Source organism: Paenarthrobacter sp. AR 02, from assembly GCF_021538675.1.
GTDB lineage: Bacteria > Actinomycetota > Actinomycetes > Actinomycetales > Micrococcaceae > Arthrobacter.
In genome coordinates this window covers 61,955-85,823 of record NZ_JAJUKH010000014.1, presented here as the reverse complement: position 1 = coordinate 85,823, position 23,869 = coordinate 61,955, and the positions used below count along the sequence as shown (strand labels likewise).

The 23,869-nt window shown below is 63.3% G+C and carries 17 protein-coding genes and 1 tRNA gene; 4 read left to right on the top strand and 14 right to left on the bottom strand.

Translation table 11 applies throughout. From position 1 onward, the window contains the following. Positions 1 to 28: 28 nt before the first annotated feature. The 3 genes from selB to LRQ04_RS19465 all read right to left on the bottom strand — a co-directional run bounded on the left by selB (position 29) and on the right by LRQ04_RS19465 (position 3,294). Positions 29 to 1,825: a selenocysteine-specific translation elongation factor gene (selB, locus tag LRQ04_RS19475; RefSeq protein ID WP_235521955.1), complete on the bottom strand. Its 1,797-nt coding sequence runs from the start codon at positions 1,823 to 1,825 to the stop codon at positions 29 to 31. 3 nt (positions 1,826 to 1,828) lie between these two features. Further along, positions 1,829 to 3,160, bottom strand: a complete 1,332-nt coding sequence (gene selA, locus LRQ04_RS19470; protein ID WP_235521954.1) for an L-seryl-tRNA(Sec) selenium transferase — start codon at positions 3,158 to 3,160, stop codon at positions 1,829 to 1,831. Positions 3,161 to 3,199: 39 nt separating this feature from the next. Further along, positions 3,200 to 3,294: transfer RNA gene (locus LRQ04_RS19465), tRNA-Sec, on the bottom strand. Positions 3,295 to 3,337: 43 nt separating this feature from the next. Here LRQ04_RS19465 and selD point away from each other — a divergent pair. After that, on the top strand, positions 3,338 to 4,363 hold the full coding sequence (selD, locus tag LRQ04_RS19460; RefSeq protein WP_235521953.1) for a selenide, water dikinase SelD: 1,026 nt from the start codon (positions 3,338 to 3,340) through the stop codon (positions 4,361 to 4,363). A gap of 15 nt (positions 4,364 to 4,378) precedes the next feature. Here selD and nrfD read toward each other — a convergent pair whose 3' ends face one another. From nrfD to fdh, 3 genes are read right to left on the bottom strand one after another with little or no spacing between them, the layout of a single operon-like run. After that, positions 4,379 to 5,470 carry an NrfD/PsrC family molybdoenzyme membrane anchor subunit gene (nrfD, locus tag LRQ04_RS19455; RefSeq protein ID WP_235521952.1) on the bottom strand — a complete coding sequence of 364 codons (1,092 nt, stop codon included), beginning with the start codon at positions 5,468 to 5,470 and terminating at the stop codon, positions 4,379 to 4,381. Further along, positions 5,467 to 6,468, bottom strand: coding sequence for a 4Fe-4S dicluster domain-containing protein (locus LRQ04_RS19450; protein WP_235521951.1), 1,002 nt, complete (start codon positions 6,466 to 6,468; stop codon positions 5,467 to 5,469). Before LRQ04_RS19450 ends, nrfD begins: the two co-directional genes overlap by 4 nt. Beyond that, positions 6,469 to 9,777 carry a formate dehydrogenase gene (gene fdh / locus LRQ04_RS19445; protein ID WP_235521950.1) on the bottom strand — a complete coding sequence of 1,103 codons (3,309 nt, stop codon included), beginning with the start codon at positions 9,775 to 9,777 and terminating at the stop codon, positions 6,469 to 6,471. A 126-nt stretch (positions 9,778 to 9,903) separates the two neighbouring features. On the opposite strand from fdh, the gene LRQ04_RS19440 reads away from it, so the two are divergent. Next, positions 9,904 to 10,356 (top strand): rhodanese-like domain-containing protein, encoded by a 453-nt coding sequence (locus LRQ04_RS19440; protein WP_235521949.1) that lies wholly within the window; start codon positions 9,904 to 9,906, stop codon positions 10,354 to 10,356. 21 nt (positions 10,357 to 10,377) lie between these two features. On the opposite strand, the gene LRQ04_RS19435 is transcribed toward LRQ04_RS19440, so the two are convergent. From LRQ04_RS19435 to LRQ04_RS19415, 5 genes are all read right to left on the bottom strand, one after another. Beyond that, entirely contained in the window at positions 10,378 to 13,722 is a 3,345-nt protein-coding gene (locus LRQ04_RS19435) for a galactose oxidase-like domain-containing protein (protein ID WP_235521948.1), read from the bottom strand. A 233-nt stretch (positions 13,723 to 13,955) separates the two neighbouring features. Next, positions 13,956 to 14,705 carry an ABC transporter permease gene (locus LRQ04_RS19430; protein WP_235521947.1) on the bottom strand — a complete coding sequence of 250 codons (750 nt, stop codon included), beginning with the start codon at positions 14,703 to 14,705 and terminating at the stop codon, positions 13,956 to 13,958. A 62-nt stretch (positions 14,706 to 14,767) separates the two neighbouring features. Beyond that, the gene (locus tag LRQ04_RS19425) at positions 14,768 to 17,350 is read right to left on the bottom strand and encodes a bifunctional lysylphosphatidylglycerol flippase/synthetase MprF (RefSeq protein WP_235521946.1); all 2,583 of its coding nucleotides are present in this window, start codon (positions 17,348 to 17,350) and stop codon (positions 14,768 to 14,770) included. A gap of 99 nt (positions 17,351 to 17,449) precedes the next feature. Next, positions 17,450 to 17,716 (bottom strand): hypothetical protein, encoded by a 267-nt coding sequence (locus tag LRQ04_RS19420; protein WP_235521945.1) that lies wholly within the window; start codon positions 17,714 to 17,716, stop codon positions 17,450 to 17,452. Positions 17,717 to 17,784: 68 nt separating this feature from the next. Further along, positions 17,785 to 18,267 (bottom strand): TetR family transcriptional regulator C-terminal domain-containing protein, encoded by a 483-nt coding sequence (locus tag LRQ04_RS19415; RefSeq protein WP_235521944.1) that lies wholly within the window; start codon positions 18,265 to 18,267, stop codon positions 17,785 to 17,787. A 58-nt stretch (positions 18,268 to 18,325) separates the two neighbouring features. Between LRQ04_RS19415 and LRQ04_RS19410 the strand changes: the two genes are divergently transcribed. Continuing rightward, complete coding sequence (locus LRQ04_RS19410) at positions 18,326 to 19,267, top strand: proline dehydrogenase family protein (RefSeq protein WP_235521943.1); 942 nt, start codon at positions 18,326 to 18,328, stop codon at positions 19,265 to 19,267. A gap of 284 nt (positions 19,268 to 19,551) precedes the next feature. Here LRQ04_RS19410 and LRQ04_RS19405 read toward each other — a convergent pair whose 3' ends face one another. From LRQ04_RS19405 to LRQ04_RS19395, 3 genes are all read right to left on the bottom strand, one after another. After that, entirely contained in the window at positions 19,552 to 20,226 is a 675-nt protein-coding gene (locus LRQ04_RS19405) for a DUF1345 domain-containing protein (protein ID WP_235521942.1), read from the bottom strand. Positions 20,227 to 20,317: 91 nt separating this feature from the next. Beyond that, positions 20,318 to 20,881, bottom strand: coding sequence for an AraC family transcriptional regulator (locus tag LRQ04_RS19400; RefSeq protein ID WP_235521941.1), 564 nt, complete (start codon positions 20,879 to 20,881; stop codon positions 20,318 to 20,320). 553 nt (positions 20,882 to 21,434) lie between these two features. Beyond that, the gene (locus LRQ04_RS19395; RefSeq protein ID WP_235521940.1) at positions 21,435 to 22,160 is read right to left on the bottom strand and encodes an EAL domain-containing protein; all 726 of its coding nucleotides are present in this window, start codon (positions 22,158 to 22,160) and stop codon (positions 21,435 to 21,437) included. 565 nt (positions 22,161 to 22,725) lie between these two features. Between LRQ04_RS19395 and fliG the strand changes: the two genes are divergently transcribed. Continuing rightward, on the top strand, positions 22,726 to 23,760 hold the full coding sequence (fliG, locus tag LRQ04_RS19390) for a flagellar motor switch protein FliG (protein WP_235521939.1): 1,035 nt from the start codon (positions 22,726 to 22,728) through the stop codon (positions 23,758 to 23,760). Positions 23,761 to 23,869: the final 109 nt, after the last annotated feature.

Below are 23,869 nucleotides of genomic sequence, written 5' to 3'. Positions count from 1 at the left end.
CGCTGAGTCCTACCTTGGGAGCAGCGGGTCAGCGCACCACTTTGCGATGCCCTGCGTCCAGGCGCACTGTCCAGCCGCGCGAATCGAGATATTCCAGCAAAGGAACCGCGATCCGGCGTGTCGTGTCCAGTGCTTGGCGTGCCTGGCTCGTGGTGAAGGGCTGGTCAAGGCGGGCAAGCGTTCGCATCGCAAGGGCCGGCGCCGTCGGGAGCAGCACTACACCGTCGCGCAACCTCAGGAGGCGACCCTTGCGTTCTGCAGCAGCGAGTTCGCGTGCGCCCAGACCCAACGCGGCCAGTTCATCGGATTCGGGTGCGCGGAATGCGTCCGCCCCCATCCTGGCCTCCAGCGTGGCGACGGCCTCCTCGATGGGGCCAAGATTGTCCCCGCTGCCGGGCAGGTGGATGTGTCCGCCATCCTGCTCCAGGGCCGCGCCATCAATGACGTGGGAAAGGAGCTTTCCGTCAGGGAGTTTGAGCAGGTCCTGCGCCGCGCCCATGGAAAGACCCGGGGCCAGGGGATCGCGTTCCTGCAACAGCTCGACGGACGCGCGCAGGCGACGCTGCCATGCCTCGAAAACCGGGACATGCACCCACCAGCCATTCAAAACTTTGACTCCCTGCGGGGCTTCCGCGTCGGGGCCGGCCACGAGCCCAAGCTTGTGCAACTGCTGCACCTGGACAGCTCCGCGGGCTGCCACCTCACCCAACACGTCTCCGGCGGGATCCATGCCTGCGAGGCGCTCAGCCCAGCGGGCGCCATCGCCGCGTCGCCGCAGGGCAGGTGGGTTTGCATCGAGGATACGCGCACCGCCCAGCACCGAACGGCTCCCGGGGTCCCGCAATACGAGGCGGTCGCCGAGCACAAGGGGCAGTTCCCTGTCGAGGACGAGTCGGGCGTGGTCAGCCCCAAAGGGACGCAACCGTGCCGGCACCGACGCGGTGCCGACGTGCACAGTGAGCTGCTCCGGAGTCGCCGTGTACTCCACCCCGGTGGTGCGTTGGATGCCGATAACCGAAGTGGTGGGCCAGGCGCCGGGAGTAAGCAGTGCGTCGCCACGACGAATGTCCGTGGCGGCGACGTCGCGAAGATTCAACGCCACCCGGCTGACCGGCTCCACGGACGGGCGGGCCGTGTCACGGCTCTGCAAGCCACGGACGACGACGGGCCGGGAACCGGCGTGGCCGAGCAGGTCCAGCACGTCTCCCTGGGTCACTGTTCCGGCTGCCAGGGTACCGGTCACCACTGTTCCGGAACCGGTGATGGTGAACGAGCGGTCCACCCACAACCGAACCCGCCCAGTCACTGGAGGAGCAGGCACCCGCGCCAGGACACCGCCGAGCGCGGCACGCAAATCATCCAGGCCAGTCCCGTCAATGGCGGAAACTGCTACTGCGGGCGCATCCTGCAGACCTGTTGCAGCCAACTCGATACGGGTTTTGGAGAGGACTTCTGAGATCCGCGCGGCGGATGCCCTGTCCGCACGGCTCAGGACCACGACCCCGTTGTGGATGCCGAGGGCAGCAACTGCATCGCGGTGGTCGCTGGATTGCGCCTGCCAGCCTTCGTCAGCAGCAACGACGAAGCAGACCACCGGCGCCGGCCCGATTCCCGCGAGCATGTTCCCGAGGAAGCGCTCGTGGCCGGGTACGTCCACGAAGGCCACCTCCTGACCGGAGGGCAAAGTGGTCCATGCATAACCCAGGTCGATGGTCAGCCCACGGCGGCGCTCCTCTTCCCAGCGGTCCGGTTCCATGCCGGTGAGGGCGCGGACCAAGGTGCTCTTGCCGGAATCGACGTGTCCGGCGGTTGCGATGACGTGCACTGTTTAGCCGACTCCGCCCGCGTCGCGACCAGGAAGGAGTGTGAGCGCACGCTGTATGGCCTCGAGGACCCGGTGGTCATCCTGCACGGGAATGCAGCGCAGGTCGACCAGGCACGATCCATCGTGGACGCGCGGCAGCACGGCCGGATCGCCTATGCGCAGATGGACTGCGAGGCCCTCAGGTAGCTGGAGCGCCCATCCTGGCAAGGGAAACCCGGGAGCGCCCCCACCGCCAACCCTGCCATCGTGGGCCACGACCGGCACTCCGAGCGCTTCTGCCAGCGCGTCCGTGCGGCGCCGCAGTTGCCCGACGTCGGCGTGCAGTGCCTGGACAACCGGTGGTGGTCCGCCCGCAAGAGTCGCCTCGAGGGCGGCGAGAGCGAGCTTGTCTGCACGAACGGCGCGCGCCAGCGGATGGCGTGCCAACCGTTCAATGGTCTCCCTGCGGCCCAGCAGCAATCCTGCTTGGGGGCCGCCCAAAAGTTTGTCACCGCTGGCGATGACGACGTCGGCCCCGGCCGCCAAAGCCGAAGCAACATCGGGTTCATCGGGCAGGTGCGAATCGGGGGCCAGCAGCCCGCTGCCGAGGTCGGCCACAAGCGGGACTGCGTTTGCCCTTGTAACCGTGCCCAGGTCCTCCAGCGCTACTGTCGAGGTGAATCCCTCCACCCGGAAGTTGCTCGGGTGCACCTTGAGCACGCAACCGGTGTCCGGGCTGAGGGCACCCTCATAATCGCGCAGGTGGGTCCTGTTCGTGGTGCCTACTTCGCGAAGCCTTGCCCCCGTTGACTCAATCAGGTCGGACAACCGGAAACCGGCACCGATCTCGACAAATTCCCCACGACTGACCACCACTTCGCGGCCGGCGGCGAGCGCCGTGGTGGCCAGTACCAACGCCGCCGCTCCATTGTTCACTACCAGTGCGTCCTCGGCGGCCGGACAGGCCGACAGCAAAGCGTTCCTGGCACCGGCTCCACGGCGCGACCGGCTGCCGTCCGTCAGGTCGAGCTCCACGTCGACGTAGCCACTGGCGGTGACAACGGCTTCGACCGCATCAGCGGAAAGGGGCGCGCGCCCGAGGTTCGTATGGACGATCACTCCGGTGGCATTCAGGACGGGGCGCAGGCTCGTCGCCTTGTGTCCAGCGACGGCGGCCAGCAGGGTCGGCTCCACGTCCGACGGCGGGAGCTCGCCGCGCCGGGCCTGCTCCTGGACGTCGCGAACGATTCGTCGGATGACGTGTTCGCTCAAGCGGTGGCGAGCTTCGACGACGGCCGGCAGCGCAAGCAGGTCATTCGTACGTGGAATCATTCTGCGGGGATCTACGTGGTCCACGGCGGCTCCTCGCTTCACGGCAACTGCACGGCGGTGCTTTGGCGGTGGCGGACGGGAATCGAACCCGCCAGGCCGAGATGCTCAGCCTCACCGGTTTTGAAGACCGGGGGGCCCACCAGGACCCGGACGCCACCGCGCCTCAATATAGCAGGTTGCTTACGAGGGTACGCTGAACGGGTGAATGAGACCCAGGCCACAACAAACGACGTCGAACAGGGAACCCATGGAGCGCTCCGGCTCACCGACTACGCCCACGGCGGGGGTTGCGCGTGCAAGATCCCGCCCGGCGAACTCGAAGATGCTGTCCGCGGCCTGATTGGCCAACCGGGCGCGGACGTTTTGGTCGGCTTGGACAGCGGGGACGACGCCGCTGCGGTCTTGGTGCGCGAGGACCTTGCAGTCCTCTCCACCGCCGACTTCTTCACCCCTGTGGTCAACGACGCTTTTGACTGGGGCCGGATCGCAGCCGCCAACGCCCTCTCGGATATCTACGCCATGGGAGGTCGCCCGATCACGGCCATCAACCTGATCGGCTGGCCCCGCGAGGTTTTGCCGATCGAAGTGATGACCGAAGTCCTCCGCGGAGGCCTGAGTGTCGCATCCCAGGCAGGGTGTCCCGTCCTGGGCGGACACTCCATCGACGATCCGGAGCCGAAGTACGGCATGGCCGTGACCGGCGTCGCCCACCCCGAGCAGCTGCTCCGCAACGATGCCGCCCGGCCCGGGCTGCCCATCACGCTGACCAAGCCGCTCGGCGTCGGACTTCTCAACAACCGTCATAAGAAGACTGGCGAGGTGTTCCCTGAAGCCGTAGAGATGATGGCGGCCCTTAACCGCGAAGCGTCCGAGGCCGCAGTGGCGGCAGGCCTTCGCGCGGCAACGGACGTGACCGGTTTTGGCTTGCTGGGCCACCTGCACAAGATGGTCCGGGCCTCGGGCATTGGGGCGGTGATCGACGTCAAGGCGGTGCCCCTGCTCGATGGTTCGCTGGAAGCCCTGCGGGACGGTTTTGTGTCCGGCGGAACCCGTCGCAACCTCGAATGGGTGCGGCCACATCTAGGTTCGGCGGGAACCGTCACTGATGACGATCTCCTGCTTCTGGCCGACGCCCAGACCTCCGGCGGACTGTTGGTAATCGGCGAGTTGCCCGGGTACCCGGTGATTGGCCACACCACGGCGGGTCGGGGCATCGAGATCCGCTAACGTGCCGGGGAAGCACTACCTGGCTGTGGTGATCGCGTCGTCGGACACACCGGCAGCACGGCGCGCCGCCAGCCGGTTCTTCTGCGGCTCAATCGTGTAGCGCGGATCCCGGGCCGAGGCCAGACCTGCCTCGAACACCCCGAACCGTGTGAGCGCTGAGGCGGCAAGCAACGCAAACCCCGATGCCGCGGCCACTGCACGGTTGCGGCCGGCCAGTAAGGCTCCCAACCCACCACCGAGTGCCAGCCGCTCGCTCCATGTGAGCATGGTCCCGGCCTTGCCCAGGTGCAGCGGCTCCGCGGCCACAGGATCCATCCGGTGTTCCATCACCTTCATTGCTGCCAGATCACCCAGGACGCCCAGCACTGCGAGCTTCCGGGCAGGACCGGCCTCGTGGACCGGCGTGGTGACCATGGCAAGCCCGGCCGATGCCAGGCAGGCAGAACTCACGAAGACAAACGGCAATTCCTCGTGCGCAGCGTTCCACGTCGGGGTCGCGGTGTCCCCCAGCAGCACGGCCGTGTACGCCGCAAGCGGACCCGCGAACACCGCCGCCTCAAACCCCGCGGGCCCCTCAACAGCCTGCAGTGCCTTCCGCAACGGACCCAGCGGAATCCGGCAGCCTGTCATCCGATCAATCTCGGCGGCCGCCACGAGGGCGGTCCCCGCACCGAAGGCGCTCAGGATCCACGAACCCACGCTCATCGGCGAAGTTACCTTGAAGGTACGCAGCATATTCAGGAAACGCTCGGGCCTGCCGAGGTCCTTCACCAACGCGCCGGCCCCCAGGCTCAGTGCTGCCAGGGCACCCAGCCGGGCATTGCGGCGCAGTATCGGCCGCCCGGTGAGCTGTCCACCCAGGCCAAGGAGGGCCGAACCCCCTGCGACGCCACCAAGGAACAAGTAAAGAGCGACGTCCTCGCCCCACGGCGCCGGTTTGACCACTGGACGGCCATAGTAGGAGGTGAATTCAGCTTCCGGAACCATGGGCATTTCCCGGGAGCCGTCACCGTTCTCCCGACGACGGCGGGTGCCGGGTTTGCCGTCCGCCCCTCGGCGTCGGGCAGGCCCGGAGGGGCGGAGGTTGTCGAACTCAGACAGGGTCACGCGCGTCCTCCAAGGAAAGCCAGGGCAGCCGCCGCGGCCATACCAGCGACCGCAAGCCCGGCCCGGCGATACATCGTGGGCAGATCTGCAGTCGGCACGCGGGGATCCGGCGGAAGTCCATAAACTTCAGGTTCGTCCAGCAAGAGGAAGACCGATCCGGTTCCGCCGACGCCGTCGTTTTCGTTGGCACCGTACAGCCTGGCTTCCGTCAGGCCCTTGGCGTGGAGGTCGGCCACGCGTTCCTTGGCGGTCTCCACCATGGCGTCGTGGTCACCAAACTTGATGGACGTCGTCGGGCAGGCTTTGGCGCAGGCGGGTGTCTGGTCATCCACCAGCCGGTCGTAGCACAGCGTGCATTTCTGGGCGATGCCTGCATTGGGAACCGCGGGATGTTCGTCGTGCTGGTCTTCCCTGCTGGTTGCCACTTTGACCGTACCGTTGCTGCGGCGCTCGATAACCCCGAACGGGCAGCCGGCCACGCAGGTTCCGCAGCCGTTGCAGACGTCGTCCTGCACCACCACGGTCCCAAACTCGGTGCGGAACAGCGCTCCGGTGGGGCAGACGTCAAGGCAACCGGCGTGCGTGCAGTGCTTGCATACATCCGAAGACATCAGCCACCGGAAGTCAGCAGTGTCCGGCGGTGTGGTGTCCGCTTCAGCAGGATCACTGGAATCCGGCGCGGGAGGACCGATACGCGGCATGCCCAGGTTGACCAGGGCGCGGCCGGACTCTCTTGCTTGGGTGATGCGTTCCTGGCCCTGCTCGATGAAGGCGACATGTCGCCATGTGCTGGCACCCAGTGATCCGGTGTTGTCGTAAGAGGACCCGAGGAGTTCCAGGTTCCCGTCCTGCGGGTTGTGGTTCCACTCCTTGCAGGCGACTTCGCAGGCCTTGCAACCGATACAAATGGAGGTGTCGGTGAAGAACCCCTTGCGTGGATGGTTGTGCTCCCAATGGGCATCGGTGGTGGGGTCGGTCGGTCCGGACAACTGGCCCATCTAGTCCTCCAATGTCGGGTCGACGCCTTCGGCCGACGGGTTTGTCACGGCGGCGTTGCCGGTCTCCATGGTCACTCCTGCCCGCTCCCGGTATTCGGCAACCAGGGCGAGGAGTTCCTCGCCGCGGGGCCGGCGCCCGGGGCGGATGTCGCACGAGGCAACCTTTGATTCCTGGATCTGGACATTCGGATCCAGGGTTACGCCCAGCAGATCATTGGCCGCATCACCGCTCACGACGGCGTTGTTTCCGACGCCCCAGTGGTAGGGCAGCCCGATCTGATGCACCGTGTGGCCACCGACCTTGAGGGGCACCATCCGATCGGTAACCAGCACCTTCGCCTCGATGGCGGAGCGCGGCGAAATGATCGTGGCCCAGCCGTAAGGTTCCAGTCCCCGTTCAGTCGCAAGTTCAGGCGAGACCTCGCAGAACATCTCCGGTTGCAGTTCGGACAGGTAGGGCAGCCACCGGCTCATCCCGCCCGCCGTGTGGTGCTCAGTGAGGCGGTATGTGGTGAACACGTAAGGATAGATGTCGGCGCCCTTGGTCCCGGCGCTCGGCGCACTCGGGTTGTCCGCGCGGGGGAACACCAACCGGGCGGGGCTTTGCTGCTGCGGGTAGAGCGCGTTGGCCACCGGCGATTCCTGAGCCTCGTAGTGGGTAGGCAGGGGGCCGTCCAAGAGTCCTTTGGGGGCGAAAAGCCAGCCCTTGCCGTCGGCCTGCATGATGAAGGGATCGTCTCCGCTCAGTGCTTCAGGGCCGCCGACGGAGGGGTCGGGATGGCTCCCTGGCGCACGGTCAACCGGGAAGTCGGGCACATCGTCCCCAATCCACTTGCCTTGGTCCTGATCCCACCAGATGTATTTTTTGCGCTCGCTCCACGGTTTACCCGCGGGGTCCGCAGATGCCCGGTTATAGAGGATCCTGCGGTTGGCCGGCCATGCCCAGCCCCATTCCGAGGCGGCCGGGCCCTGTTCCTGGCCCGGTTTGCGGTTGGCGGCGTGGTTGACGCCGTCGGCATACACACCGGTGTAGATCCAGCAGCCTGCCGCCGTGGAACCGTCGGCACGAAGTTCGGTGTAGGCGGAGAGTGGTGCGCCCGCGTCGGGGCCATCAAGGTGACGGCCGTTAATCTCCGCAAGTACCGCTTCGGGGTCCGGATCACCGTGTTTGTCCGTGGGATAGTCCCACGTCAGGTCCAGCAGCGGCCGGTCCCGTTCGTCGTCGGAATCGGCGAGCTTTTCCCGGATCCGTTGGCCGAGTTCAAAGAAGAACTGCAGCTCGCTCTGGCATTCACCTGGCGGTGCCACAGCCTTGTGCCGCCACTGGAGCAGCCTCTGGGTCTGCGTAAAAGACCCCGCCTTCTCCACATGCGTTGCGGCCGGAAGGAAGAACACCTCCGTTTCGATGTCCTCGGTGCGCAACTCCCCCGATTCGATCTCCGGACCGTCCTTCCACCAGGTCGCCGACTCGATGAGGTTCAGGTCGCGAACCACCATCCACTTCAAGTGCGCCATCGCCAGGCGTTGCATGCGGCCGTGGGCCGAACCTACTGCGGGATTTTGTCCGAGAAGGAAGTAGCCTTCCACTTCGTCGTCCAGCATGCCCATGACTGTTTCGTAGGTGCCGTGTGCTCCCGTCAGCCGGGGAAGATAGTCATAGGCCCAGTCGTTGTCCGCGTTCGCTGCCTCGCCCCACCACGCTTTAAGCAGGCTGATGGTGTATGCATCGGCGTTCGCCCAGTAGCCCTTTTGTTGTTTGGACCCAATCGTTGCCAGATACTCGTCGAGGCTGTCGTGGCGACCCGCGCTGGGCATCGGCAGATACCCGGGAAGCAGGTTGAACAGGGTTGGAATGTCCGTGGAGCCCTGGATGCTGGCATGGCCACGCAAGGCCATGATCCCGCCGCCCGGGCGCCCCATATTTCCAAGCAGGAGTTGCAGGATGGCGGCGGCCCGGATGAACTGTGCGCCCAGGGAGTGCTGGGTCCAACCCACGGCGTAGGCGAAACACGTGGTCCGGTCGCGTCCCGAGTTGTCCGTGATGGCGCGCACCAGATACTCGAAGTCCGCCACGCTGATGCCGCACATGTCCTGCACCATCTCCGCGGTGTAGCGGGCATAATGCCGCTTCACAATCTGGAAGACAGTCCGGGGATCTTGCAGGCTGTCGTCGCGCTGAACCTCTGCATGCTCCAAGGGCGGTCCACCGCTGCCATAGCTGTGACCGGCGGCCCGGGCGGTCGCGTCGGCGCCGTGTTCGGAACCGGGACCGGGTTCGTCAATGGCTCCCTCCCCCCGTTCGGCATACCCCCACGATGAGGTATCGTAGGCGCCCTTCCCGGCATCGAAGCCGGAGAACAACCCGCCGAGGTCTTCGGCATCACGGTAATCGTCATGCACCAGTGTTGCCGCATTGGTGTATGCGCCCACGTACTCCTTAAACCAAAGGTCGTTGGAGATGACGTAGTTGATCAGGGCACCCAAGAGCACAACATCAGAGCCTGCCCGGATGGGAATGTGCTTATCGGAGACCGCCGAGGTCCGCGTGAACCGTGGGTCAACGTGGATGACTTTTGCTCCCCGGGCCTTCGCCTCCGCTACCCACTGATAACCCACGGGATGACATTCGGCCATATTGGAACCCTGGATGACAATGCAGTCGGCGTTGGCCATGTCCTGCAGTGATTGCGTCGCACCACCGCGTCCAAATGAGGCTCCCAAACTGGGAACCGTGGCAGAGTGTCATATGCGGGCCTGGTTCTCGACCTGCACCGCCCCCGCAGCCGTGAACAGCTTCTTGATGAGGTAGTTTTCTTCGTTGTCCAAGGTGGCGCCGCCCAGTGAAGCTATGCCCATGGTGCGGCGCAGCAGTCGGCCCTCACTGTCGTTCTGCTGCCATGTCCTGCGGCGTGTCTCGATGAACCTGTCCGCGATCATCTCGACGGCGGTACCCAGGTCCAGGCGTTCCCACTCGGTGGACCGGGGTGCCCGGTAAAGTACTTTGGTCTGGCGGCCGGGCGAGTTGACCAGCTGTTCACTGGCGGAACCCTTGGGGCACAAACGGCCGCGGGAGATGGGCGAATCCGGGTCGCCCTCGATCTGGACAACTTTCTCGTCCTTGACATAGACGCGCTGGCCACACCCTACCGCGCAGTACGGGCAGATGCTTTGGACCACCCGGTCAGCAGTGGTTGTTCGCGCAGTTATTGCTTCGGTCTTGGCCGATGTGACCGCAGGCCCACGGCCAAACAGGTCGCCCGTACTCAGTTGACGGACGACCGGCCATTGAAGAAAACTTCTCGGCACCATTTCTGGAGCATAGCCCAAACCACTGCGGCAGCAACAGGACCAACACCCCGGCGCCGCTAACCCTTTTCCGCAGTGTTTCGTTTAATGGTGGAAGGCGCACCGGACGGCAGCAATTGGAGGTAGACCATGACGCAGCGGGATATTCCCGACGACGAACATGCATCGGGCCCGGGGGGTTTGGCCCCAACCTTCGTCCCCGGGCCTCTGACGATTGACCAGTTACTCGCTGAGAGCCGCCTTGGATTGGACCGGGTTCACGCTGGGGATCTTGAGCGGGAGATCGAGGAGGGCGCCCTGGTTGTTGATACACGGCCGGTCGATCAACGGGACCGGGACGGTGAGCTCCCGGGAGCGGTGGTCATCGACCGGAACGTTCTCGAATGGCGACTCGATCCATCCAGCCCGCACCGTATCCCGGGCGCCGGGGATGCCGCCCGGCGGATCGTGGTCGTCTGCAATGAGGGCTACAGTTCCAGCCTGGCCGCACACAACCTGCAACGGTTGGGGCTGGCCCAGGCGACAGACCTCATCGGCGGTTTTCAAGCCTGGATGGCACTGAAGCGCACCGAATCCACGTGATCGGGCACCGGAGTCCGGCGGTTATGGTGCGGCACGAATCTCTATGAGAGCGAGGTTCCAACGGTCCGTTGTCGGTGAGGTGTCGTTGATCGTCACAGCCGTGCCGTTGCTTGGGGTGGCGGAGTTCTGGCGCTGAACCCAGTAGGAGTCGCCCGCTGGCGCCAGGTACTGGTCGACGAGGGTCTGATTGGACCCTGCCGTGCGGGCTATCGGGTTGGACCAGTCCGTACCGACGCCCCAGACCCAGGAGCCGGCCCCCGTGGTGGTGAGGGTGGCAGTTGGCGCGCCGGAGGCGGCGTTTGCGCCCAGTGTTGCGCCCGTCGTGATATCCGCTCCGCGGAGGGCGACAACCGACATGGCGGCCTGCCAGCTTCCCGAGGCCTGCGTGGCGGTGACTGTCGCATTCGAGAGCGGTCCGGGGGCGACGGCCTGCCAGATTTCCGCGGTCCCTGGCTGTGCATTGGACCTTTGTCGGAGTGTCCAGCTGAGCCCTCCGCCGGAGACGGCACTGATGCTTGCCGAATTCGCGGAGTTCGGACCGTCTGAACTGATGAAGGCAAGGAGGAGTTCATTGGAGCCCGTGGTTGTCACACCCGGAGCGCTGATCGTCGACGTACTGGTTCCTTGGTGGACGGAGACGATTTTGTCGACCGTGATTCCACTGCCCGCAGCAACGGCTTGCGCCGTTGCAGTGTTCGACGGCGGACTGACGTTGCCTGCCGCGTCGACGGCGGCGACCGTATAGGTGTACGTCGTCCCGGCGAGCACCGAAGTGTCGCTGTAACTGATGGACACCGGGTTCCCGACTACTGTTCCGTCGCGCGAGACCCGGTAAGAGGTGACCCCTACGTTGTCCGTGCCGGCCGTCCACGTCAAGGCGATCTGTCCCGCAGATGCTGACGCAGCCAGGTTCGTCGGAGCAGTTGGAGGGGTGGTGTCCTGGCTCGGCGCTGACAATCGGATCATTGCGGCCGTGGACGGAACGCCATTGCCGTCAACGATCGAGAGCAGGTAATACCCCGGAGGGGCGTAGTTGCCGTTGGCCGGCATTTGGACGTTGAGTCCACCGGCGGCCTGCGAGAAGCCCAGGTTCATGGCTACCGCGTTCTGGTCGAAGGCATGGGTCACGGATCCCGTCTTGATCAGTGACACGGATTGAATCCGCCCCCCATCAGGGGTGCCGATGAACGCCGTCGAACTGTACTGGGCACTGCCCGGTACGCTGGATAGGCTCGGCCGCGGACCTTTGAAAAGGTATGGCGGCGAGTAGATCTGATAGCTCTTCTGGTCCGCAACGCCTGTATCGCCGCCGCTGCCTGATACGAACACCCTGCCGTCCGGAAGCAGGACGGCCACCGAGTGGTAGAGGCGGGGAACCGACATCGGTGCCACGGTGCTCCACGTTCCGGCGGTCGGTTGCCAGATCTCGGCCGGCATCACGGCCTTGCTGATGTCCTGGCCCGATTGGTCGGTCCCCCCTCCTGTCGCAAGGACAGTGCCATCGGGCAAGTTCGTCAAATTCACGAAGCTGCGCGGGAACGCCATCGACGCTGTCGCCTGCCAGGCTGGGCTTTGCGCGTTCATGTCCAGGGTGTAGGCGGTATTGCTGGACTGGCCCGTGAATCCGCCGTCTGCGGCAGATCCGGCCTTGATGAACTTGCCCGGCGCGTAGTTCGCGATCGAAGCGGCGTCCAGGACGCGGGCGTCTACGGTGGTCCATTGCTGCGTGGAGATGTTGAGGGCAAGGCTCGATGTAGCTTGTTCAGAGGCTCCGGCCTGGAGGATGCGGCCGTCGGGCAACTGATAGATGAAGGGGTAGTACGGAATATTCCGGTTCGCTCCCGGCAGGTCGGTCCAGGAGTTCGTGGTGGGTGAATAGACCTCCGGGATGGTCACGATGTCTGTCGAGTTGGTGTTCGCACCCGAGGTCACCAGGACCCGGCCGTCAGCCAACGTCGTCGCCGTCGGATACCACCGTGGGTGGTTCATGGGGGCCAGGCTTTGCCAGGTTTCCGTGGTGGGGTCGAACGCCGTGACATCGCGGATCCCCAGCCCGCCGCTTGTCGCCGTCCCACCGACGACGAGGATACGTCCGTCGGGCAGGACCGCCTGCCCTGCGCAGAAGAGGTCAACTGCTGCGCTGGGCACCTGGGTGTAGTTACCTGTCACGGGATCGAGGAGGTATTGCTGGCCGCCTTGGGAGAAGTCGCCCTGCCAGGTAAGGACCTTGCCCGTGGGCGTCAGCGCTGCGTGGATGGACACCTCAGGCCAAGCCACGACAGGTCCCCACGAGCCAACCACGGACGGGTCCGTGCCGGAGCCGGCCGTGGTGAAGGCCGCATCGCCCGAGACGGCGAGGTTGCCCGCAGCGTCCGCGGATTTCACCCTGTAGTGGTAGAGGGTGCCCGCCGACAGCCCGGACAATGCCGCCGAGTGGGTGGTCTGAAGCGTGGGATCTTGAACTGTGTTTTGGCCGTAAGTCGCAGTCGTGCCGTATTCCACCTGCGTGCTGGAAGCCTCGTCCGTAGTCCAGGTGATGGTTGCGCCACTCGTACTCGGTGTGCCGGCTGACACACCCGAAATCACGGGCGGAGTGGTGTCTCCGGTTGCTGGCGCGGCCGGAAGAATTTCGATGACGGAGAGGTTCCACCGGTCAGTCGTCGGTGCCGTGTCATTGATTGCCACGACGGCAGGGGGCGCTTGGGCCGTCACAGCAGTTTGGCGCTGGACCCAGAAAGAATCGCCTTGGTTTGACAGGTACTCATCGACCTTGGTCTGGCCGGCGCCAACAGTGCGGGCAACGGCTTTGTCCCAGTCGTTTCCCAGTCCCCACACCCACGAGCCCGCCCGGGTTGTGGTCAGGGAAGCGTTTGGAGCCCCTGTGGTGGCATTCCCTGTTCCGACGGCGCCGTCAGTCGCCACATCGGCGCCGGCGAAGGTGACCACCGTCATTGAGGACTGGAACGAGCCCGCGTTGGTGGCGGTGACCGTTGCGTTCGTTAGCAGGTTCGGTGCTACGGCTTGCCAGATCTCAGCCGTGCCCCACTGGGTGTTGGTGCGTTTGCGTAGCCGCCAGGAGAGGCCGCCACCGGCGACGGACACAAAGGACTCTCCCCCAGTGGTTTTCGGCCCATCGGACATCAGGAATGCAACGAGGAGTTCATTCGGCTGGCTTGTAGTGAAGGCAGGCGAGACGATCCGCGTCGAAGGGGTGCTCTGGTGCGTGCTGACAATCCGGTCAGTTGCCAGCGGAACGGCAGCCGCTGCGGGCCCGGCAGCGGGGAGCAGACCCAGGACAGAGCCTGCAACGGCAAGGGAGAAGCTCGCCAGCAGAACGAGCGCCCGGGAGGAAAAGATGCGTTGCATGGTTGGTCACACGTTGCTCTCCTGACGGTTCGCAAGGAAACGCATCACCCATCGGGCGGAGACCATGCGTTCAGAACGGGTGAAACCCTGACGGCGGCAGTTAGCCGCGTGAAGCGCCGGGCCAGCTACGGAGGCAGATGGAAAGGCCCTCCTGAGCCGGCTCCACAGTCGAAGAATAACTGCGTGAGAGCGGTCTTAGCAATGAGAGTTGGTAAGACCATTCCCCAATCTGTTCATCGATCCAATGGAGCAGGACGTGTACGGACGTTCGCACGGGAAGCGACGACCGAGACTGCGGTGATTGCGCCGGTGGCCATGATCCCCGCCAGGACCACAATCTGGAACCGTCCTGCTTCCAGCGGCGAGACACCGCCGAAAATGGCACCGACAAAAGCACCCGGCAGAGTCACCAAACCCGTTGTCTTGGTCTGGTCAATCGAAGGAATCAAAGCGGAATATACGGCGCCGCGGGCCAAGTCCAACGTGGCTTGACGGGGAGTCGCACCCAACGCCAGCCACCCCTCAACTTCCTCCCAGTGGTCATTGACCGCCCCGGTGAATCGGCGACCGGCCAAGACCGCCGTGGTCATTGAATTGCCGATGATGATCCCACCGATGGCCAGCGCATAGCGAGGGGTCAACTCGATCGCGCCAGAGGCGAAAATGATGCCCATGCTGACCCCGATCCCCAAACTCATGGAGGCCCCAACACGACGAAGGTTTCGCCAGTTCCAGCCAAGACGCCGGGCAGCAGTTATCCCCGCGACGCTGAACATGACCAAGAGCGCCAAAGCAACGAACGTGGGGTTGGTGATCACACCGCTGAGAATGACACTGATGGCCGCGAGCTGGACTGCCCCTCGCAGGATCGCCATCGCCGGAGCCCACCGATGGGGCACTCCGTACCCGCCAAGGACTCCCCACGTCACTGCTGCGAGGAGGACGACGCCGAGAATGGTGCCCCAGAAGGCCACAGTTGTCATCCGCCCAGCCTATAGAGGGACGGCCATCGCCACGGGGCAATGCGCGGGACAATCAAGCCGCGTCATGGCCGCGAACGCCGGGACCGTCGCACCCGGGAAAGGACCGACTGCAGAAGAGTCCGGGCGAGCGAGAGCCCCTGTTCGAAGCCCACCTCCGGCAGGTAGGCGCGGGTAACGGCGCTGCCGATGGTCGGCAACGCGGCCGGATCGGGATAAACCATGTACAGCGGAACGTACCGGGGCTGGAATTTGGACTTGAAGCCAAGCAATGAGCGGAATCCATAGATGGGTTCAAGGGTGGATCCGAGTCCTTCAAGGAACCTGTCCATGGCGTTCGGGGAGGGGTCCGGTCCAGTCCCGCCGTCACTGGGTGGGGGTGGCGCCAGCGGGGCTCCCGACAGGCTGATGAACGCGTATCCTTCGTCCCGCAACGTGACGGCTGCGGAGGCTATGAGGAACTCGGCGCTGGCGCGCATGGCCGTGCTTCGCCTGCGGATCACATCCAACGTCCAGCCGACAACGACGCCGTCACTGTAGACAGGGAGCCATGAGGTCACTGCGTGCACTCTCTTGTCCTTATCAATGGCCACAAGACAACGAACTTCGGGATCGTCGAGCTCATCAAGGCTTCCGAGTGTGAAACCCATTTCGGGGATCTTTTTGTCCGCGACCCACTCTTCGGAGATCTCCTGGATTTGTGCTTGGACGCCTCGTGGCGCGGCGTTGTACGTAGTCCATTGAGCCTGGACACCGGCTTTCGCGGCGTTGTTCATTGCCGTCCGGATGTCCTGGAACTTCTTTCCTTTGAAGGTGACCTGGTCCAGGTCGAGGATGGTTTCCTGGGCGACCGGGACACCCGCCCAACCCCTGGCGGTGGCATGGTCTTTCACGTCCTGCGGCACGGAATAGAAGCAAGGGCTCCAGCCGTTCGCGGCTGCGTGGACCGAGAATTCGTCGAACGTTTTTTGCTGGTCCTCTATGGGGCCGACCGGTGGGCCCAGTGTCAGGGCCACACCGCCGATCACGCGATAGGCCACGAAACTGTGTCCGTCCGAAGTGAACCAGTACCTGTTCCCCGGCCAGGTGGTCATCCACGACAACGTTCCCCCGTTCTGGGTTTTGATGATGGCCCGTGCCCGATCTTCGTCCAGGCTGTGCCGGTTATGGGCCGGCCTGAGGAAGGTCCGGAGCAGCGCGGCTCCCGTCACGGCCCAGAAAACGATGCCCACACCCTCGTACACAGCCACCGCTCCGGGGCTCATTGGTACGAACGCCGGAGTCAGGTCGAACATATAACCCAGAGGCAGGAACCGGTCAGGGATGTCAGCCAGAATCCCGGCCAACCCGGGCTGCGGATTGAAATCCTGGGCCATGGCCGACGTCGCAGCCACGTATGTCAAGGCCAGGACCGCCGCCAGCCCCACGACGAAAACAGCCAGACGGAGGTAGGTCCCCCTCGGAGCGCGGACTGTAAACAGTTTTCGTCGGGTCAGCAGAAGCACCGCGAGCAGCAGGGGCAGCAACAACGGCAGAACAAGGGCAAACGGATGGCCATAACCGGCGCCATCCACAGCAGTCATACTCTCTGCTGCAGCGGTATCCGGAGCTGAGGGCTGCAAAACCGCAACGATGGTAGCCACAGCCATGGCGGAAAGTGCTGCTTGAATGAGCAGGGTTCCCGCCCAAGCGAACCGGCGTCCGCGACGCAACCCGTCGGCAAACAAGAGCAGCAGGAACGACGGAAGGACCGCCATGAAAGTGCCGCCCGCTCCGGCCCGCAATTGCAAACCAGCGGCAGCACAGTCCCTGGCCAGGGCGGGGTACGCGCAAAGCGTCTGCAATGTCTCAGGGTCCACCGGTTGGAGGTTGGTCAAGAGAAAGCGAAGAACCGACAAAGGACCTACCGCGTGGGGCGCCAGCCCGGCTACGACCGGCCCGATGGCCGTTACAGCGACGAGGAGCGCAATCAGCACCCGGCGTTCATGCCGGGAACTTACAGGATGCGGCGTTACCGGTCTACGTCCCGAGAGTACTGGTCCTACAAGAGCTCCCACGGTAGCGGCGAAGAGCCGTACCAAGTCGGCGAAACCACCGTTGTACAAAGCCAGCAGCAGGAGCAGGGCAAACACGCCCAATCGTATTCGGCGCCGCCATAGCGTCGTCATGGATGCGGTGGACGCCATCAGGACGGCGCAAACCAACGCGCTGGGGCCGGCAAAAGCGTTTCCACCAATTTGGCCAACCCAATCCCCCATCACGCCAGCCGCCACGGCCACGAACCCCATCGCGGCAGCAACTCCCACCACATGGCCCGCGGCCGCAGCCACGGCGAACCGGCGGCTGCCGATGCGGCGTTCCACCGGGACGCCTACTCCCAACAACAGCAGTATTCCGATCACGGCACTTGTCGGGTTGCGAGCCCAGAAAGCCGAACTCAGCAGCACCCACCAATGCTCGGGGAAAGACCGCGCTGTCGCGCCCAGGGGTACCCGCGAACCGTCACCGAACCCACCAAAAACTGCTGCCAAAATCCCGATAAGAAGGACGCAGCAAATGCTGACCGGGGCACCGGCGACGCTGGCCACGAGCTGGCCCAAACGACGGCGCTCTTGGGGCGCCACTGCAGCACCGTCCAAGTGCGTCATTACGGGCTTCCTCTCCGGGAACGGGAATGCAGACCGTGGCACCCGTCCCGCGCCAGGACGCCCCGGCCGAGCGGCGCGGACCAATCCGGCGCCACCTTGCTATTCCATCACAGGAACCTCGGAGGATGACGAAGTCCGGGGCTCTCTGGCCTGCTGCGCATCCGCAGCGGGAGCCTCCGTCCGGGACTGAAGGATGGCAGATTCAATCCTCAGGCAACAACCCATGAACACGAGAAGCGAGCCAACAACCAGCGGCCAAAGGACAAATGAGCCGGTCAGGAAGGACTGGATTGCAATGACGACGAATCCGATGAAGATGGCAAACGAACCGTTGCGTTGCGTGCTGATAGTGGTCGAAGAAGCCAAATGCGGTTCCCTTTCGAAGTGTTCAACAATGGAAGCTGTCCGGCCTCCGTTGCCCAGCCTGAGTGAGCTCAAAGTCTAGTGCGTTCCAAGAGTCGGTCGATGGACCTCTCCTGCTGCTCAGTGGAATAGCTCTCGTTGTCAAGCAGCGACACTGCGTTAAGTCCCTCGCTCAACGCCGAAACGTCCACCGCAAAGGACGTGACGTCGTCGTGGGTCCAGTCTGGTCGTGCTGCCGCAGCCAGCCGTTCAATGCGGCGCAGCAACATCCGGTTGCCCTGCCGGTGATGTTCCGCGATGTCCTCATCAGCAACGGCCGCAGCCAGGAAACTGACCCAGACCCGCGCTTCGTCGCTGGCGCCACGGAGACCTGCGGGCAGGGCGCGAACGACATCCTGGAGGGCGGCGAGAGGGTCCGGTGCGTTGGCCTCTACCTCTTCAAGCCGGGCAACGGCGCGTTCGGTCAGTGTCTTGCGCGCATGGACAAGAAGGCGACGCTTCGTGGGGAAAGTATGGAACACCAGCCCGGTGGTGCATCCAGCCTCCTTTGCCACGGCACTGGCTGTAATACGGTAGTGCCGACTACGGAATACCGCAACGAATGGGAGAGCAGTGAACGGGAGTGATCGTGAAGCAGCAGCGGATGTGCTGCGAGCTTGGGCGCTGGACGAAGATCTGAAGGAAAAGGTGATGGCCTCGCCCCTGCTGGCACCCGTTGCCTCCAGGATCGCACGCCAGTACTCGGCTGGCGACACCGTGGCCGACGCCGTGGAGGCAGCTCAGCGCTCGATGTCACGCGGGCACCTGGTCAGTATCGAATACGCCGGTGAAAGCGTCCGCGATGCCGACCTGGCCCGCCATGAAGCAACCGTCTTCCTGGAGCTGATCAGCGCACTTCGGGAAGCAAAAATTGCAAGCACCGTTTCTTTCGACCTCTCCCACGTTGGGCTGCTCCTGGGCCAGGATCTGGCAATGGAGAACGTCCGCGCGATGGCCAAAGCTCTCGCGCCGTTGGGCACTTCGCTCATGATCTCCGCGGAGGGCTCGGACCGTACCGACCTGGTCCTGGACACCTATGACGCCCTCATCGCGGAGGAACTGCCAGTGGGGATCACCATCCAAGCTCGCATGCACCGTAGTGCAGCCGACCTGGAACGTCTGCTGGAACGCCCGGGCGTCATCCGGTTGGTCAAGGGAGCCTTCCTCGAACCGGCCGACCGGGCCTACCAGCGTGGGAGCAGCGAGCTACAGGACGCATACCTCCGTTTGGCGGGCCGCATCCTGGAGGCTGGACACGCGCTGTCCATCGCAACCCACGACGCAGCACTTATCGGAAAACTCACAACAGAGCACCCGGACCTGATCAGTCGGCCGGACGTGGAATTCGAAATGCTGCTCGGGCTGGGCACCGCCACCTTGGACCAATTGCACAAGGACGGCTACACCACGCGGGAATATTCGATCTTTGGCGATCAATGGTGGTTGTACGTCCTGAACCGCATCGCAGAAGAACCCGAACGGGTGTTCACGGCACTCGTAGCTGCCGCTCAATAGACGGGGCCCCTCCTGCCGACAACCCGCGCGCAACAAATCAGTGCCGTAGGACGCGCGGCGTCAGGGGTTACGCCTTGAGGGAAAAAATATCTGGACACGGTCGCGCGAACGGCCGATGAACGGTGCCCGAAAGCGTGAGGAACCACGGTGTGGACCAGCCGGAGTGCTGGCCGCTAAAGTCGCCCGAGAATTCTCCATGGCGCTCGGGGCCTCCTCCGCCAGTGACTTGGACCGCAAGTAGCCGGGCCAGTCGGGAGGATCCTGGAGCTTCAGCGCTGGGGTCCCTAGCGAATCAGTCCGGCGACGAGGTTGATGGTGGTAGCGAGGACGATGGTGCCAAGGAGGTAGGACAGCAAAGCCTGGCGCAGAACTGTGGTGCGGATTGCGTCCGTCTTCAGGTCGGTGTCCGAGACCTGGAAGGTCATACCAACTGTGAAGGCAAGGTAGGCGAAATCCATGTAGCGCGGTTGTTTGCTTTCGTTGAAGTCCACACCGGTTTTGTCCCGGTAGTAAATGGATGCGTAGCGCAAGGTGAAAAGGGTATGGACAAGAAACCAAGAGAGTGCCACGCTGCCAACGGCCATGGCGATGATTGCGGCCTTTTTGCCTCCCTCGGCGTCGGCAGCGTCCAGCAGAATCAAAGCAACGCCGGCGAAACTGGCAATCGTTGCACTCAGCACCAGCGCATCCGCCCCTGCCCGTCCAGGGTCTTCGCGCCGGGCGTGTGCGGCTGTCGCAGATGACTGGAGCCTGCCTATGACCGTCCAAACCCAAACCAGATACGTTACGGACGCCGCGGCCCATCCGATCGCCGGGGCATAGGCCCAAGACTTCAGCAGACCGACCATCAAGGCAGTTACCAGACCCACGGCGATCATCACCGCGACCCGCAGTCTCGAGTGATGCGCCGTTGTATCAAAGTCCTGTTCGGGCTTGGCGGAGCCGTTGCTTTCGGTCATATCCGATCATCTCACCGGGAACGTCAATTCCCGCGTTGTTCCTCTGAACGACATGAGTTTTGGGCCCCCGACAGCACTGGGTCCAGCGACGTCACAAGCCGATCACCCTTCTGAGGCCAAACGAAGTGATCCGTGCAAGTTCCGGGTTGTCCTGAAGCTCGCTGAGCGCAAGTCCAGTTTCTTTGATTGCGCGGCGCATCGCCTGTAAGTTCGCAAATCCACTGGCCTCGGCAATATTTCCCAAGGAACGTCGCCACGAACCGGGCTCCGCAAAGAGTTCCAGAGCCTCCACGGTTCTCAGTGTCCGGATGTATTTGTTGACCGGGAGGGCTTCGTCCTCGAAAAGATAATAGAGGGCCCGACGGGACAGAAAGGAGTAGGCCACAACTTCATCAACGTCCAATGCCGGGTTCCTGTAGTTCATCCGAATGAACTTCTTGACCGCTGCGATGCGGGCCGGCTTCATGTCGGAATCTTCGGCCGGTGCTTCCAGGAGTGAACCGATCAAAGCTGTCATCATGGACCGGAAGACCGGCTGCAACCGCGGTAGGTCCCGTCCCAGATCCGGCTCCTGCCAACTGCACAACGCCGGCAAAATAAGCCCGCGGACCATGGGATGCGTCCGGATATCGCCGAGACCCTCCAACCTTTTCATCGACTGATCGTCCAAGCCCATCAGTTGACGGTCGAATTGGATTCTTACGGCGCTAAGACCTGATGGGGCATGGAAGCTCCCTGGGTAAGAGTGGTCCATGAACCGGACGCTGCCAGGGGCGATCTCCTCAGAGCGACCGGAAAAACTGAAACCCGCGCATGAACTTCGGAAATACAGTAACCAGTTCTGGGAACGGGCGGGAGCCCTCCAACGGCAGTTGGCGGGTTCGTTGCTGACATCCACGAGACTGAAACCGGGCCCACCAAGGCTCAGGGCAGTGGGGTTAAAGCCTGGCCGGACCAGTGTTTCGGTCTTTTCAAGCCGTGCTGGCGTATCTATCGCGTTGCCGTACCAACACCTCCAGTGTTCAAACTTCTCCTCCAGGTTCAAGTCCATCGGCACGCTGTAATGCGTGAGTCCTTCCGGGGATGGGTCGATGTCGCTGGTCGAGGGTGAGGATTTCATGAAGTGACGCCTTTTGGCTGCTGGACAGCCGTGGTTCGAGGGAAACTCAAGGCAACGAAGCAAGCGAGTGCAATGAGGACTTATAAGTCTAGGTGCTGGCGGCCTGTGGGTAGTGGTTCCGCCATTTGCTCCACTCCTCGGGATGGACGATGGGCTCCCCGAGCAAATATCCCTGCCCCACAGGGACTCCGAGCTCCATCACTGCGGCGAGTTCCCCCATCGTTTCAAGACCTTCAGCCACCAGGGTTGCACTAATACCTTCGGCGAACTTGACCATCGCGGATCCAAAGGCCTTCTTCGCATCGTCCGCGTCGAGTCCGGCGATGATTGTCCTGTCGAGTTTAATAAAGTCGGGCCTGAGTTGAAGTACATGCCGCATCGAAGCGAACCCCGCTCCCGTGTCATCGACGGCGATACGCAAGCCGGCTTCTCGCGCCCGCGCCAGGGAAGCCTTGAGACTCTCATAATCTGTCACTGCGCAGTGCTCCGTCAGCTCCAAGACGATCCTTGTCGGCGCAACCCGCGACTCTTCCAGCAGAGCGACCATCCGCCGGTCAAGACAGGCTGTTGGGGAGAGATTGACGGAAACAAAGAGATGATTCGGCAATTCCGCGGCGGCGTTGAGCGCCGTTTTCATGGCCAGGAACTCGAGCTCGGCCGCGCATCCTGACGAGGCAGCGTCAGCGAACCACTCCTCTGGTGACCTGTCGGGTTCCCCGGAAAAGCGAGTCAACGCTTCAACTCCCACCACGTGGCCGTTGCTAAGGTCACGGATCGGCTGGAAAGCCGTTGACAGCGTCCGGCTTGCGATCAAATCCTGAACTCGAAGTTCGGCGGCTATCCCAGGCCGGCCCCCACCACCTTGCCCAGCCAACCCGCTGGACTCCGATGTGCCTGACCGCCTCCAGCGCGTCAGCAATGACAGCAATGACAGCAATGATCCAGCGCGCTCCCATCGCTTGCCGGGCGCCAAGCGAGGACAGCTCGCTGTTTCCTCGCTGGATCCTATTGTTCTACGGAGCATGCCCCGCCCCCAGACTTCTTGTTGGCCCTAAAGATCAGCATTGCAAAACACTATGGTTCCTTAGCCGGCCAGCGGATCGGCATCAGCTTCACATCGTGCAGTAAGTGCTGCCTGGCGGTATCGATTCGTGCACGGCAGACAAGATATCGCCGCTCATTGCACTCGTTGAGTCCTACAAGGAGATTTTCTGCACTGTTCGTCATCAGAACTGCGGGGCAGCCCTTGGCCCGGGGCTAGTCTGAAAGAGTATTCCCGTCCGTCCGGTCTCCCCCAGACAGGACGGGCGGGTCTGTGCAATGCCGCACAGTGTTCGTTGCAAATCTCCCTTTCGCACCCTGACAGATCGGCCGGTTGCATGAATTCTGTAGAGGCTGCGGTCCCGGCTTCAACCCTGACTGGCGCGCAAAAAGTCGCGGTGGTGTTGATGCAGCTAAGTCCTGCCGGTGCCGCCTCTGTGTTCGCCCGCTTCTCCGAGCCTGAGGCCGAAGAAATTGCGGCAGAAATTGTCCGCCTCCAACGTGTCCCATCTGCTGTGGCAACCACAGTCGTCAACGAATTCCATGACTACGTCAAGAAGGGCCGCCGCTCCGCCCGTGGAGGTCGCGACTTCGCTGCAGGGCTACTCGAGGCGTCCTTCGGTACAGACAAGGCCGCTGGTCTCATGGACAGGCTCACCGGTGTGATGGTAGGCAAGTCCTTCGAGTTCCTGGAACCTATGGCGATCGAACAGATAATCGCACTACTCGACGGCGAACTGGCACAAACCACGGCCCTCGTGCTCGCGCATCTACGACCAAGCAAAGCATCAGCCATTTTGACGGGCCTGGATGACAACCTGGCCGTTGAAGTCTCATGCTGCATCGCCACCATGGGTCCAGTAGCACCGGAAGTGGTCGCAACAGTCGCGGAGGTCCTTCGGGAGCGCGCCGGTTCGGCAGCAAAGCTGGCAAGTTCGAACGAAAACCTTGGCGGCGTTCAACCTCTTGTGAACATCATCACGCGCACAGACTCAAGAACCGAGCGCACCATCCTTAACGGCCTTGATCAGGTCGACGTCGAACTGGCGGGTGAGGTCCGGGCGCAAATGCTTACGTTCAAGGATCTGGTCAGACTGGACCCACGCGACCTGCAAAAAATTCTGCGCAGGGTAAGTCCAGAGAGCCTGGCTACTGCACTGAAGGGAGCCCCCGTTGTCGTTCTGGAATCCGTGAAACGCAACATCTCCGAACGCAACCGGGAAATCCTGCTCTCGGAAATGGCAAACTCCGGGCCAATAAGAGCTTCACAGGTTGAAGAGGCCCGGGCTCAAATCGTCCGCCTCATACGGGACGAGACCGCATCCGGCACCATGGTGATCCATCGCGCCGAGGACGAGGACTACATAGACTGACCCTCGACATCTAATACTAAGCATGCTTAGCATTGCGTGGGTAAGCACACGGTTGGTGAGCAAGGTCAGGGATCAAGAATTCCCGGCTGGGTCCTTCATATATGCATAA